Genomic DNA, 13,301 nt, shown 5'->3' with positions numbered 1-13,301 from the left:
ACGGCGTTCCGCCGTCCACCCTACAAAGCCGTTCAAGTGTGTGCAGGGTGGCGCGGCGAAGCCGCGGCCCGTGAGTGTGGGGTGGCGCGGCGAAGCCGCGGCCCGTGCGTGTAGGGTGGCGCGGCGAAGCCGCGGCCCGTGAGTGTGGGGCGGCGCGGCGCAGCCGCGGCCCGTGAGTGTGCGGTGGCGCAGCGAAGCCGCGGCCGGTGCGTGTAGGGTGGCGCGGCGAAGCCGCGGCCGGTGAGCGCCAGCGAACCCCACCGAGCAGCATCCATCCCGCCACAGCGCCCTCGTCCGGATGGCGGATGGCCCCCAGCCCCTGCTCTACGGGTATCCACCTTTGCGAGCGCGGCACGCGGCCCGCAACATCCCGCCCCAGCGCCGCCCCCTAGCGGCCGCAGGAGGAGATCTTCGATGCGCATCCGTTCCCTTGCGACGGCCTGGCCGCTCGCCCTTTCCGCCCTGCTCGCCGCCTGCGGCGGCGGTTCGTCCCCTCCGGCTGCGAGCGGCGCGCCGAGCACCCTCGAGGCGCGTGGCCGCGGCCACCAGCCACAGGTTTCGCTGGAAGGCCTGAAGTTCTGGGTGGGCGAACAAGGGCCGTCGGGGCCCACCGCGTACAGCGGCCCGCAGCAGCAGCCCTTCATCTGCCGCACGCTCGAATCCAACCTCGGCCAGCCCGAGGTGGACAACCAGGACGGCATCGGCCAGCCGGTGTTCGAGATCCCGGGCAACATCAACAGCCGCGTCGTCGGCTACAGCAGCCAGTGCAGCGTGAAGACGCAGCTCGCCTACTTCTACTGGAACGGCAGCGACTTCAAGCGCTTCGACCCGGCCACGCAATTCACTTCGCCCCCGGCGGACCTGAAGATGACCAGCGTCGGCGGCGTCGCCAGGCCTTTCGTGATCCGCGTCGAGGCGGGCACGATCAACCGCTTCGCCTACGCCGTCGCGATGCTCGCGCCGCAGCCGGAAACGACGGCGACCCCGCAGGACCTGGACAACACGGCCTGGAACCGCAAGCTCGTCTACTACATGCGCGGCGGCGTGGGCATCGGCCACCAGCAGGGCACGGCCATGTTCACCGGCGGCCTGTGGAGCGAGGAGAAGGTGATCGTGCCGGCGCTGCTGGCGCAGGGCTACGCGGTGGCCGCCTCCTCCGGCAACGAGACCGGCGTGCACTACAACCTGCAGCTCGGGGGCGAGACCGCGGTGAAGGTCAAGGAGCACTTCGTCCAGACCTACGGCGCGCCGAAGTACACGGTGTCGCTCGGCGGCTCGGGCGGCGCCGTGCAGCAGTACGTCTACTCGCAGAACCACCCGGGGCTGTTCGATGCGGGCATTCCCATCCAGTCCTATCCCGACATGATCACGCAGGCGATCTACGTCGCGGACTGCAACCTGCTGGAACAGTACTTCCTGGACGACGTGCGCGCCAATCCCGCATCGCCCTGGACGACGTGGAGCCGCCGCTCGTTGATCGAAGGGCTGGCGACGAGCGACACGGAGATCAACCCGCTCACGCGCACGCCAGGCTCGTCCGAATGCATCAAGGGCTGGGGCAGCGCCGCGCCGCTGGTGCTGAACCCGATGTTCACCGACCCGCGCTTCTTCCAGGTCGCCGCCGGCTACGGGTGGAACCTGGCCGCGTTCGCCAGCGTGAAGTGGACGCACTGGAACGACTTGGCCAACATCTACGGCACGGACGCGCAAGGCTACGCGCCCATCCCCTGGGACAACGTGGGCGTGCAGTACGGACTGGCGGCGCTGCGCAGCGGTGCGATCGCCGCCGACGAGTTCCTGCGCATCAACGCGTGCGCCGGCAGCTGGAAGGAGCAGCCCGACTTCGTGCAATGGGACACGCGCAACGATCCCTTCGACGCGCGCAACATGCGCCGCAGCGCCACCTGCCGCACCGACATGCATGCGCCGGCGCCGCGCCGGTCCGGCGACATCGGGGCGATGCGGGCCGCGTACAGCTCGGGCCACGTCTTCACCGGCAAGACGCTGGACATCCCGATGATCGACCTGCGGCCCTACCTCGAGGCGAAGCTCGACATGCACAACTCGCGCCAGTCGTTCTCCGTGCGGGCGCGCCTGCAGGCCAACGGCGGCCACGCGTGGAAGCGGCAGGTGGTCTGGTTCGCCGATACGCCGCAGGACCTGCCCGCGCGCGTGAACGAGGCGTTCGCCGTCCTCGACAAGTACCTCTCCGACGCACCGAAGACGGACGCGCAGCGCGCCGCCATCGGCTTCGTGGACCAGTGCTTCGGCGCCGGCGGTGCGCGCATCGCCGCGGGTGACGACGTCTGGGCGGGCGTGCTCGACGACGGCGCGAAAGGCGCCTGCGCGCAGGCTTACCCCATCCTCTCCAGCCCGCGCATGGTGGCCGGGGACTCCTTTCGTGGCGACATGTTCAAGTGCGCGCTGAAGCCGCTGCCCGCCGCCCTGCATGACGGCACCTACGGCACGACGGCCTTCACCGAGGCGCAGAAGGCCTGGCTGGCGAAGATCTTCCCGGAAGGCGTGTGCGACTACCGCCGGCCGGACGAGGGGCGGGCGCCGGGCGTATGAGACCGCGAGGCGCTCAGCGCGCGGCCTGCGTCCCTGCGACGCGGCCCGTGACGAGCGCCTGCGCGAGTCCGCCCATGTAGGACCGGCCGGAGACGCCGCCGATGTCGCAACCAGCGGCGAAGAGGCCGGGGATGGCGGACACCTGCAGCTCGTCGGCCGGCGCCTTCACCAGCGGGAGCATCGAGACCGAGGCGGCGCGGCGCAGGACGCGCATGTCGAGGTCCACGCTGAGCCCGCCGCACGTGAAGGTGATCGCGGCGCGCACCAGCGCCGCGGTGAACGGCGGCTTCGTCACCGCGTAAGGCTCGCCACGGCGCGGCGGATGCAGCAGCGCGCCTTCGCCGGCTTCCATGGCGGCATTGAACTCGCGCAAGGTGCGCAGCACCTCGCGCGGCGGGAAGCCCCACTCCTGCATCCGTGCGGCAAGTGCTTCCAGGGTGTCGGCCTGCACCACGGGGCCGCCCGCCTGGCGCGCACGTTCCACGATCACGCGCGCGAGCGGCCCCGCCTCGTACGGCCGGTCCGCCGTCGCGGCATCGAACACGTACGCCGCCGTCGCGTCCTGCTGGCGGGCGATGGCGATGTTGAGCGTCTCTTCGCCGGTGCCGGCCGATTCGTCCGCGAAGCGGCGCCCGTGCAGGTTGATCGCGACCGCCATGGGCCCGTACTTGTGGCTCATCTCCTGGAACCGGTCCGCGCCGAAGCGTGCGGGCGGCGCCGTCATGGCATGGCCGTAGAAGGTGTCGAGCGCCGACGTGGTCGCCGCGCCGGCGTCCAGCGCCGCGAGCAGCCCGTCGCCCGTGCTCCACGGGTTGGCGCGCAGGTACATGTGCTCCGCGTGCGGGCTGACGTGGCGCGCCAGCAGTTCGGCATTGCCCTGGAAGCCACCGGTGGCGAGCACCACCGAGCGCGACGTCGCCTCGATCACGCCCTCCGCGCCGAACGCGCGTGCGCCGATGACGTCGCCATCCCGCACGAGCAATTGCTGCACGCCCGCCGACGACACCAGCACGCCACCGCGCGCACGGATCGCGTCGCATAGCGCTGCGGCCATCTGCGGGCCGCTCGCCGGCCGCCCGTGGCCGTAGCCGAAGTAGTACTGCGTGGGTTGCAGCTGCACGCCGTGCGCCACCAGCCAGTCCAGGCCGGAAGGCAGTTGCTCCACCACGAGGTCCTGCAGGGCCGCATCGCCTTCGGCCAGGCGCTCGCGCACGTCCTCGCTGCGACTGAACGACCAGACGATCCCGTTCGACAAGGCCATGGACCCGCCGAAGCGATTGCCCTTTTCCAGCACGAGCACGCGTGCGCCCTGCTCCGCGGCCGCCAGTGCAGCGCACAGGCCCGACATGCCGCCGCCGAGCACCAGCACGTCGGCCGCCAATGATTTCGTGGATGCACCCATGGGCCGAGTATCGCGTGCCTATACTGGCCCGCCATGACCGAAGCCGCCTACACCCCGCCCGCCGTCTGGACCTGGAACAAGGAAAGCGGCGGAAAGTTCGCCAGCATCAACCGTCCCGTCGCCGGCCCGACGCACGAAAAGGACCTGCCCGTGGGGCGGCACCCGCTGCAGCTGTATTCGCTGGGCACGCCCAACGGCGTGAAGGTGACGGTGATGCTGGAGGAACTGCTGGCGCTGGGACACGCCGGCGCCGAGTACGACGCCTGGCTCATCCCGATCAGCGAAGGCGCGCAGTTCGGCAGCGGCTTCGTGGAGGTGAACCCGAACTCCAAGATCCCCGCGATGATGGACCGCAGCGGTGCGCAGCCGGTGCGCATCTTCGAGTCCGGCGCCATCCTCGTGTACCTCGCGGAGAAGTTCGGCGCCTTCCTGCCGCGCGACGCGGCGGCGCGCGCGGAGTGCCTGTCGTGGCTGTTCTGGCAGGTGGGCAGCGCGCCTTTCCTCGGCGGGGGCTTCGGGCACTTCTATGCATACGCGCCCAGCAAGATCGAGTACGCGATCGACCGCTACGCGATGGAAGTGAAGCGCCAGATGGACGTGCTGGACCGGCGGCTGGCCGAAGCGCGGTACGTCGCCGGCGACGAATACACGATCGCCGACATGGCGATCTGGCCTTGGTACGGCGCGCTCGCCAAGGGCCAGCTCTATGGCGCCGGCGAGTTCCTGCAGGTGCAGGAGTACCGCCACGTGCTGCGGTGGACGGACGAGATCGCGCAGCGGCCGGGTGCGCAGCGCGGCCGCATGGTCAACCGCACCTGGGGCGAGCCCGCGAGCCAGCTGCACGAGCGGCACGCGGCCAGCGACTTCGAGACGAAGACGCAGGACAAGACCGGCGCGTGATCGCCCTCACTTGAGGGGGCGCGTGAGCAGCCGCAGCGCGAAGGGGAGCGGCCATTCACCGTCGGCGCCGGCTGCCGCCTCGCTGCGCAGGTCGAGCTGGGGCCACGTGCGCGGGCCGGCCCAGAAGCTGTCGTTCGCCACGCGCGCGCAATGCGTCGGATAGATGTCGCCACCACCCAGGTCCATGAAGAGGCCGAGGCTGGGCAAGGTCTCGCGCGCGTTGCCCCAATCCGCCATGTACGCGACGCCCAGCGCGCGGCATGTGGGCGACCCGACGGTGTAGCGATCGTTCCCCGCGCCGTCGACGAAGAGGCCGGTGCTGTTGCCGTGCGCGGAGCCCAGGCTCAACTGGCCGACGGTGTAGTCGTCGTCGCCGCCCTCGTCCACGAACACGCCGACCGACAGGTCGTTCCCGGAGCCGAGCACCATCTCGTGCGTCGAGCGATAGGCGTCGTTGCCGGCGCCTCGCTTGAGCAGGATGCCCGCGGCGCCGTGGACGCCGGAGCCCATCGCGTACCAGGCCGCTTCGAAGCGGTCGTTGCCGCCGTCGTCCAGCAACATGCCGAGGCCTTCGTAGTAGCCGACGCCCTGCGCGAAGACCTGCGCTTCGTAGCGGTCGTTCCCCGCGAGGTCCAGCAACAGGCCGATGCCTCCGGCGGTGGAGCGGCCGTCGAAGAACACTCCGCGCATGCCCCAGCCGGCGCCCTGCCCCATCGACGTGTTGCGATCGCGCAGCTGCGGTGAAGGCCGCACCAGCGGCGCGTTGTCCAGCGTGTAGCGATCGTTGCCCCCGGCGTCGACCAGCACCGCGACACCGCGCGGCCCGCCCGTCGCCTGCGAGTGGGTCTGCGCGGTGAACGCGTCGTCGCCGCCGCCGGCACTGGCCAGCACCGCGAAGCCGGCAATCGCCTGGGCCTGCGAATGGCTGCTGGCGACGAATCGGTTGCTGCCGCCGCCGTCGACCAGCAAGGCCGCGCCGAAGAGCGCGGATGCCTGCGCCTGTTCGGTCCCCTGGTAGCGGTCGTCGCCTTCGGTATCCCAGAGGATGCCGTAGCCGAGCGTCGTGCTCGAGGGGTCCGCACCGGAGGCGGCCGTCGCATACCTGTCGTTGCCGCGATGGTCCAGGAGCACGCTGATGGTGTGCGAGTCGCTGGGCGCCTCGAATTCGTACTCGTCGTCGCCGCCCACATCCAGCACCAGCAGCGGGTCCTTCAGCTGGTGGCGGTTGTTGCGGCCGGTCGTGTCGACGACGATCGCGCCGAACGGCGTCTGCAACGACCATGCGACGCGGGGCAGCGCCGGCTCGCCCTTCACGAAGCGCTGCAGGCGGTCGACCGCGCCCGCCAGATCGAGCATGCCGGCGAGAAGGGCTTCGCGCTCGACGAGCGGCACCAGCTTCCGGTAGTCCGGCGTCTCGAACTCCGCGAACCGGCCTTGCAGGGCCTGCCGGCGCAGCAGCTGCGGCGTCACGCCCGGAGGCAGGCGCTCGAACGCGCGTTGCAGGAAGCCGTGCGACTGCGCCATGGCGGCGAGCACGCGCGCGAGCTCGTAACGCAGGGGATTCGGCAGTTGTGCGTGGTCGGGCAATGCGGGAACCCAGCCGGCGCCGGTCTTCGTCGCAGACATCCACGCCAGGCCGACCGCCAGCGGGTCGGGCGCGGCGCGCAGGCGAGCGTCGATCGCGGCCAATGGCGGACGCTCCACGCGCACGCCCCCGAGTGCGCCCGCCCAGCCCACCAGTTCGCGCGGCGAACCGACCGCGCCGCGGAAGGAATCTGCAAGCATGCCGACGCGGTACGGGGCATCGAGCGGCGCGGCCATCACGGCGCGGAACAAGGGGAGTTGCTGGTCGCGGGTGGGGGAGGCGTCGAGGCTGGACAAGTCGGGCGCGCCGCGGCTGCCGGGGGCGACGCCAGCGCGCTGCAGCAGCTCCGGCAAGGGAGGCCGGTCCTGCGGTTGCGCGCCCGCAGGGGCGGCGAGGGAGAGTGCGAGCAGGAGGGCGGCCGGAAATCGGTGCATCGGGGTACTGTAGTTGCTGCAGCCGCCCCGCTCGACGCACGTGTTGCGGTGCGTCGAAGCGCTCAGCCCCAGGTCGGCGGCGTCTCGTTCCCTTCGCGCCAGGCACTCGCCTGCTCAGGCTCGATCGGGCGGATCTCGAAGACCAGGCCGCAGGCGAGGCAGGGATTGTCCGCCGCGATCCGCGCGGCCTCTTCGAGGCTGCCCGCCAGGATGAACCAGTACCCGCCGATCACCTCCTTGGCTTCGGTGAATGGCCCGTCCATGATCCCCGTGCGCGTGACGAGCTTCGCGCCCTTGGCCAGGCGCTGGCCGGGCCGGAACTTCCCTTGCGCGACCAGCCCCGCGTGCCACGCATAGAAGGCGTCGATGGCCGCCTGCACTTCGGCGGACGACTTGCCGGCGTCCCACTGCCCCCGCGACAGCAGCAGGTATTCGTTGGTGGAAGAAGTCGTCGGCATCCTGGTTCGTCCTCCTGTCCTCAGCCCCTGCGGGCGGCCTCGATCCGGGCGATGTCGATCTTGGTCATCTCCATCATGGCCTCGAACGCACGCTTCGCCGCGGCGCGATCGGGATCGGCGATGGCCGCCGTGAGTGCGCGCGGCGTGATCTGCCACGACACGCCCCACTTGTCCTTGCACCAGCCGCAGGCGCTCTCCTGCCCGCCGTTGCCGACGATCGCGTTCCACAGCCGATCGGTCTCCGCCTGGTCGTCGGTCGCCACCTGGAACGAGAACGCCTCGTTGTGCTGGAACACCGGCCCGCCGTTGAGCCCGATGCAGGGAACGCCCATGACGGTGAACTCCACCGTCAGGAGGTCGCCCTCCTTCCCCGAGGGGAAGTCGCCCGGCGCCCGGTACACGGCGCCGACGGAACTGTCGGGAAAGGTCTTCGCGTAGAACTGCGCGGCTTCCAGCGCGTCGCGGTTGTACCAGAGGCAGATGGTGTTCTTGCTGGGCATGGGGGTTTCTCCAAGGGGGTCATTCATGGGCATGCGGGCGGTGTGCTCGCCCGTCATGACGACGAAGGAGGTCCCAGGAAATCGACACGGGGAGTGGAGGGTTTTCCCTCGATCCCCGATGCCTGGCCGGAAGCAGCCCTGGACAGGGGGCTCCTACCTGGACGGGAGCCTGGCGCTCTTGAATGCGGCCCATTCGGAATCCAGTTCGATCTCGACCGCGCCGGCCGCCAGCAACTGGCTCCTGGCGGCCTCCGTCAGGCCCTTCGCCTTTGCCACGTTCGCGTAGCGAAAGCCAGCCGACTGCCCGATGTGGCGAAGCCCGGTCAGCAGAGCGCCCCGCAGGTCGGCGCCGAGGAACTCGCACCCCCTGACGCTCGCGGACCCGAGGTTCGCGTTGCGCAGGTCCGCCCGGGCAAACGAGGACTGCAGGAGATTGGTGCCTTCGAGGTTGGCTTCGCGCAGATCAGCGCCGAGAAACGAAGTGCTGTCGAACTGCGCCGCGCGCAGATCGGCACGCGCAAGATTGCTCCCGCTGAACGAGGTGTTCTGCAGGAACGTGCCTGTCAGCACGATGCCCTGGAACTCCGAATTGTCCAGGTTGAGGCCGTCGAGCCTGCCTTGGGTCAGGCTCAGCTCCGCCTGGTATGCAGGCACGCGTTTCCTGAGTTTCTCGATGCGCGATCGTTCCAGTTGCACGAACTCCAGGACCGCTTCGGCCCGGGTGCGCGGATTCGAACGCGGTACCAGGCTGCCGAAGTTTCCCATCTGCGTCTCGTACAGCGTCGCGATGATCTCCGTGCGGCGGCGGCTGGCGTCTTGCTCGCTCTGCAAATCGATCTGCTGCTGGAGCTTCTGGTTCTGCTCCTTGAAGAACTCGTTCTGGTCGGCAATCAGCGAGGTCTGCCACACCAGCACCAGGAGCGTGGCAACAGCCACGATGCCGCCGGCAGCGACGGCGGCGGTCCCCGGCGCGAGCACCCGCCACAGCAACGCGTTCCTGGCGGCAGCGCGCCGCGGGTCGTCCGCGGGCCACTTCGTGCGGTCGAAGAAGTTCTGGACCACGCGGACGATCCGGTGCTCCTGCTCCAGGAAGCGCGCTTCGAGATCCGGTGGGATGTCGGTTGGCATGGATGCGGTCTCCGAGGGGCGGGGCAGGCAGGCTGGGGATTTTGCATCTGCAGTCGGCTGGGGATTTCCGGTGCATCCTCAAGCTGAGTGGGCGCATCTGGCCGGGGGTTGACTTCCGCTCGGTTGCAACTGGGGCGGCAACGGCCTCTGGCTGTCGCTACTAATGGCCGACGAGGAGGACTGCTTTGCGGCGGCGGCGGTCGGTCGACGGTGGACGTCCAGCTCACGGTCTGTGGCCCATTGCGGACATTCGGCCGTCTTGACCTGTAGCAGCGCGAACAACGCCAGGGGGTCGAAAGCTACCCTGCGAGTGAGCTCCCATTTTTCCCAATCCAGGCGACATGGAGAATCCTCCGTGGGGCGGACGCCCTGTCGGGAGCCGCCGCCAGGCATGTTCGCGCGGTTTGCCAGCCCGCACGGGAACACCCTGCGACCGTGCCTTGCGGCGGGGGACGAACCGAGTTCGAGCGGCAGCCTTGGACACTCCGGCGACTTCTGTAAGAATGCGTCGCAAATCAAAGCTCTTCCACCAACTGCCTCAGGGGGGCATACGAGCGCATGGCGGAGAACGGATCACCGGGGACATCGGGTACGCAAGGACAAGCTGGCGAACTGACGCCTCCCCAAGGTGGCAAGGGCGGAAATGCCTCCGCTCCCCCGAAGCTTAGGAAGCCCAAGACCAACAGGCTCGTGGTCAAGCGCGGCACGGTACCCCCGTCCGTGTTCTTGCACACGATTTCGGACAAGGAATGGGAAGAGTTCATCGCAGCTGCCTGTCGCCAGAGAACGATCCACACCGCCAAGTACGTCTCGGTCAAGGTCCTCGGGAACGCAGGTGACAAGGGCCGTGACGTGGAGGCTCGCCTTCAGGCCGCGTTGGTGGCGGATGGTTGGGACCTCTATCAGGCCAAGCACTATGAGCAGCGTCTAACGCCGGGTAACGCCTACCCTGAGCTCGTGAAGTTCTTCGGCCACCTACTGGCCAAGAGCTTTCCCGTGCCAAGAAAGTACTACTTCTGTGCGCCGAAGAACGTGGGTCCGGAGTTGCACGATCTCCTCGCCAGCCCCGACAACTTGCGCACAAGCCTACTCACCGCCTGGAAGGCCGGTACCCATGGCCTCAACGCCGCCAAGCTGACGTCGGAGATGGAGGCGTTCATCAACGCCTTCGACTTCAAGCGGTTCGAGGAATGCCAGGTTGTGGATCTCTTGGCTTGGTATGCAGAGGATGCCAATGCTTACTGCAAGCTGTTCGGGATAGAGCCGGAACGTGGCGACGATCCGTCCGTTCCGGCCCAAGCCGAAGCTCATGAGATGACCTATATCTCCGAACTTATCCGGGCTTACGCGGAAGCCGAGGGCGTGCCCATGACCTTGCCGCAAGTGCTCGCAGACGAGGAATATCGCGAGCATCTCGCTGCGGCTCGCGAAGCTTTCTATGCGGCCGAGGGTCTCAAGAGATTCAGCCGCGACATCTACGTCGAGGATGAGTTCAAGAAGCTACTGGATATGGTCTTGACCGGCGTCAGGCTGAAAGTGAAAAGCCCGCTCCTGAAGTCCGGCCTTCAGCGACACGACGCCGCTGTCGATGCGGCACAGGCGCTCACTCTGACCGATAGTGTTCTGCATACTCGACTGCGCGGCGGCGATCTCCCTGGTACCTGTCATCACCTCGTCAACGAGAAGCAGCTGACATGGGTTCGATGAATCGAAAACAGCCGGAGCTGTTCAACACCCCATTCGAACTGGGGTTGCGTATGGTCTACCTACTGTTCGCGCTTAGGCCAAAAGGCGCGGATCTACAGAAGCTGGTACTGCTCGACTATGCGATCGTTTATTCGCAGGATGTGGGCGGCCCTGTCAGCCTCCATACGCCGGTTCCGTACCGGAACGGCGAGCTGTTCAGCCGACGGGAGCGGATCGAACAGGGCTTATACCTCATGAGCACGCGTGGCTTAGTCGATGTTGTCCTCGACGATCAAGGCATGACATACATCGCGGGCGCGAGCAGCTTCACCATGGTTGGTTCGTTGTCTTCTAAGTACTGGCGGGACTTACAGGAGCGTTGCGTCTGGGTCGCCGAACGTTTCGGCAAGGCCAGCTCGAATGAGCTTCTCGCCCTGTTTGCCGAAAGTGGGCACCTCTGGGGCGCGGAAGTGGAAACCGTGAAGCAGCCCTACCTGTTATGACAGTCAAGCTCGTCTCGCTGGTTGCGACTGGCCCCGATAAGCCTGAAGCGCGGGTCAATTTCCGTGATCCAGCCATGCTTGTCCGCGGCCCGAGTGACACAGGCAAGTCGTACATCCGTGACTGTCTCTGGTACTTGCTCGGTGGCGACAAGCTGCCTAAGAAGATTCCTGAGGCGTTCGGCTACGACTTGCTCACCCTGAAGCTCGAGGTGGATGACGGAAGTTACGAAGTACGTCGCGCTCATTCGGGAGGGGACTCGACCTTAGTCAAGCTAGCCTCGGGTGAGGACGGCACGCCTACGACGGAGGTGCTCGAAGAAGAGATCGGAGACTTCCTCGTCCGCCATGCCGGGGCTGCCGGCAAGCAGCTTCTCAGGTCGCGCTCGAAGCGCGGCCTTGTCACTGGCGGCGATCTGCGTCACTGGTGCTTGTTGTCCCAACCGACCATGATCAGCGAAGACGCGACAGCCGGTCCGGTCGCTAACGCAACCCAGCGAGTCGCGGCCTTCCACATGTTTCTTACGGGCACCGATGACTCCGCCGTCGAACTGGTCAAGACCTCGAAGGAGTTAGACCGGCTTGCGGGCCAAATTCTTGGTGTAGAGGAAGTTCTGCGACGTGTGCGGGCTGATCTACCACAGAATGCAACCAAGGGAGCTGTTGCTGACGCTCTCGAGCGTGTAGACGTCGCACTGAATGCGATGACGAGCCACTACGAGGCTCGCGCCAGCGCGCTCAAAGGAGTTCGCGACGAGATTCTCAAGAAGAGCGCGGAAGTGCAAGCGGCCGAGCGTGAACGAAGCCACTGCCTGTCGATGATCGAACGGTTCAACCTGCTCGATGCTAAGTACAAGAGTGACAGCGAGCGTCTTGGTGCCACATGGGAAGGTGTCGCCATGTTCCAGGCGCTCGAGGAGGTCTCCTGTCCCTTGTGCGGTACTTCAGCACAGGCGCAGGTCGACCCGAGGCAACTGAGGTCGGGCGCTCAGGATGGGTACCGAAGGGCCTTGAAGGCCGAACTTGACAAGATTGTTGTATTGCAGGAAGGGCTCGCCCTTGCACTTGCGCGCGAACGTAATCGTGCCGCTCGCATGACGCAGATGGTGGAGAGTCTTCGGGCGGAACTGAGCGAGCTTGAGGCAACCGAGAAGGCGCGAGTCAACGAAACCCGCTACGAGTTCTCCGGCGATCCTAAGTCGCTAGCGGTCCGTCGCAGCGCCCTTTCAGAACAGCTTGCCAAATTTGACGAGGAAGCACAGCTCGTGGCTGAGCATGCAAGGCTGACGAACGCCAAGAAGCAAAAAAAGATTCCACTGAGCCGCAACGTCGGTGCCGCGGCAGCCGAGGTTGCCGCACTCGCGAAACACTACCTGCACGCATGGGGCTTTACTAGCATCGAATCGGTGCTGCTTGACACAGACACTTGCGACCTAGTCCTTGACGGTCGCGCTCGCCTGGATTTTGGCGCTGGCAAGCGCGCAATCTTCTTGGCCGCTCTAACAATCGCCGTCATGGAGCATGCCGTGGCAAAGGAGTACCCGCACCTTGGTTTCGTCGTCATCGATTCGCCGCTCAAGTCGTATGCGGACCCCAAAAGTAAAGAGCAGCGGGACGTCGCCGTGTCCACCGTCACGGACCGCTTCTACGCCTGGCTAGCGCAGTGGCGAGGTCCTGGTCAGCTCGTGATTCTGGAGAATCAAGAGATCAAAGACGACTCCAAGACTTTGCTAGACCCACTCGAATTTGTGGGCGATGGCGACGAGGATGGTCGCCGTGGCTTCTACCCTGGAGTTCAGAAGGCCGCTGGCGGTTTCACGCCTTAATCACGGCGGCTGGACAAGCCTGTGCCGCTCATTCACAGCACGACGCTTGATTCGTCCTCCAGCCACGGGATCTGTTGGCCGGTACCGGGCGCGCCAAGCGGCATCGGTCAAGCAAATCTGCTCACCCCGCTCCTGCCAATCGCGCTCGTTCGCCGCGCATTGGCGAACGTCAGCTAATGGTCACAGCTGTCATCGGGCGGCCGAATCCTGACGACCGTCCCCGGTCTCAAGCGGTCCCCAGGACACAGTCCGCCTCGCAGCCGGTGCGGTCGTTCACCTACGGTTGCCCAGTGAACAGTCTCCGGTCTCTT

10 protein-coding genes are annotated in these 13,301 nt (G+C 67.0%); 5 read left to right on the top strand and 5 right to left on the bottom strand.

The features are described 5' to 3' along the window. Positions 1-414: 414 nt before the first annotated feature. Entirely contained in the window at positions 415-2,571 is a 2,157-nt protein-coding gene (locus H8N03_RS05260) for a DUF6351 family protein (protein ID WP_187075043.1), read from the top strand. Positions 2,572-2,584: 13 nt separating this feature from the next. On the opposite strand, the gene H8N03_RS05255 is transcribed toward H8N03_RS05260, so the two are convergent. Then, entirely contained in the window at positions 2,585-3,973 is a 1,389-nt protein-coding gene (locus tag H8N03_RS05255; RefSeq protein WP_187075042.1) for an FAD-dependent oxidoreductase, read from the bottom strand. A gap of 33 nt (positions 3,974-4,006) precedes the next feature. Between H8N03_RS05255 and yghU the strand changes: the two genes are divergently transcribed. After that, positions 4,007-4,873, top strand: a complete 867-nt coding sequence (gene yghU, locus H8N03_RS05250; protein WP_187075041.1) for a glutathione-dependent disulfide-bond oxidoreductase — start codon at positions 4,007-4,009, stop codon at positions 4,871-4,873. A gap of 6 nt (positions 4,874-4,879) precedes the next feature. Here the strand turns inward: yghU and H8N03_RS05245 are convergent, their stop codons facing one another. The 4 genes from H8N03_RS05245 to H8N03_RS05230 form a co-directional block, all read right to left on the bottom strand. Further along, a complete protein-coding gene (locus tag H8N03_RS05245; protein ID WP_187075040.1) occupies positions 4,880-6,892 on the bottom strand; it encodes a hypothetical protein in 2,013 nt (670 codons plus the stop codon). A 62-nt stretch (positions 6,893-6,954) separates the two neighbouring features. After that, entirely contained in the window at positions 6,955-7,350 is a 396-nt protein-coding gene (locus tag H8N03_RS05240) for a YciI family protein (protein ID WP_187075039.1), read from the bottom strand. A gap of 20 nt (positions 7,351-7,370) precedes the next feature. After that, a complete protein-coding gene (locus tag H8N03_RS05235) occupies positions 7,371-7,850 on the bottom strand; it encodes a VOC family protein (RefSeq protein ID WP_187075038.1) in 480 nt (159 codons plus the stop codon). Between the two features lie 153 nt (positions 7,851-8,003). Continuing rightward, positions 8,004-8,978, bottom strand: a complete 975-nt coding sequence (locus H8N03_RS05230; RefSeq protein WP_187075037.1) for a pentapeptide repeat-containing protein — start codon at positions 8,976-8,978, stop codon at positions 8,004-8,006. A gap of 690 nt (positions 8,979-9,668) precedes the next feature. Between H8N03_RS05230 and H8N03_RS05225 the strand changes: the two genes are divergently transcribed. Genes H8N03_RS05225 through H8N03_RS05215 form a run of 3 tightly spaced genes read left to right on the top strand, consistent with a single transcriptional unit; the run spans position 9,669 to position 12,990 of the window. Beyond that, positions 9,669-10,685, top strand: a complete 1,017-nt coding sequence (locus H8N03_RS05225; RefSeq protein WP_354005075.1) for an ABC-three component system protein — start codon at positions 9,669-9,671, stop codon at positions 10,683-10,685. Further along, positions 10,673-11,167, top strand: a complete 495-nt coding sequence (locus H8N03_RS05220; protein WP_255428034.1) for an ABC-three component system middle component 2 — start codon at positions 10,673-10,675, stop codon at positions 11,165-11,167. The genes H8N03_RS05225 and H8N03_RS05220 overlap by 13 nt, the downstream gene beginning before the upstream one ends. Next, positions 11,164-12,990: a hypothetical protein gene (locus H8N03_RS05215; RefSeq protein ID WP_187075036.1), complete on the top strand. Its 1,827-nt coding sequence runs from the start codon at positions 11,164-11,166 to the stop codon at positions 12,988-12,990. Before H8N03_RS05220 ends, H8N03_RS05215 begins: the two co-directional genes overlap by 4 nt. Positions 12,991-13,301: the final 311 nt, after the last annotated feature.

The organism is Ramlibacter cellulosilyticus, assembly GCF_014297465.1.
In the GTDB taxonomy this organism is placed as follows: domain Bacteria; phylum Pseudomonadota; class Gammaproteobacteria; order Burkholderiales; family Burkholderiaceae_C; genus Ramlibacter; species Ramlibacter cellulosilyticus.
The sequence above is the reverse complement of the archived record's forward strand: the minus strand, read 5'-3'. Positions and strand labels throughout refer to the sequence as shown.

Coding starts and splice junctions, on each gene's coding strand:
- H8N03_RS05260 (WP_187075043.1), top strand. CDS start 415: ATGCGCATCCGTTCCCTTGCGACGGCCTGGCCGCTCGCCCTTTCCGCC.
- yghU (WP_187075041.1), top strand. CDS start 4,007: ATGACCGAAGCCGCCTACACCCCGCCCGCCGTCTGGACCTGGAACAAG.
- H8N03_RS05240 (WP_187075039.1), bottom strand. CDS start 7,350: ATGCCGACGACTTCTTCCACCAACGAATACCTGCTGCTGTCGCGGGGG.
- H8N03_RS05230 (WP_187075037.1), bottom strand. CDS start 8,978: ATGCCAACCGACATCCCACCGGATCTCGAAGCGCGCTTCCTGGAGCAG.
- H8N03_RS05215 (WP_187075036.1), top strand. CDS start 11,164: ATGACAGTCAAGCTCGTCTCGCTGGTTGCGACTGGCCCCGATAAGCCT.
- H8N03_RS05235 (WP_187075038.1), bottom strand. CDS start 7,850: ATGCCCAGCAAGAACACCATCTGCCTCTGGTACAACCGCGACGCGCTG.
- H8N03_RS05245 (WP_187075040.1), bottom strand. CDS start 6,892: ATGCACCGATTTCCGGCCGCCCTCCTGCTCGCACTCTCCCTCGCCGCC.
- H8N03_RS05220 (WP_255428034.1), top strand. CDS start 10,673: ATGGGTTCGATGAATCGAAAACAGCCGGAGCTGTTCAACACCCCATTC.
- H8N03_RS05255 (WP_187075042.1), bottom strand. CDS start 3,973: ATGGGTGCATCCACGAAATCATTGGCGGCCGACGTGCTGGTGCTCGGC.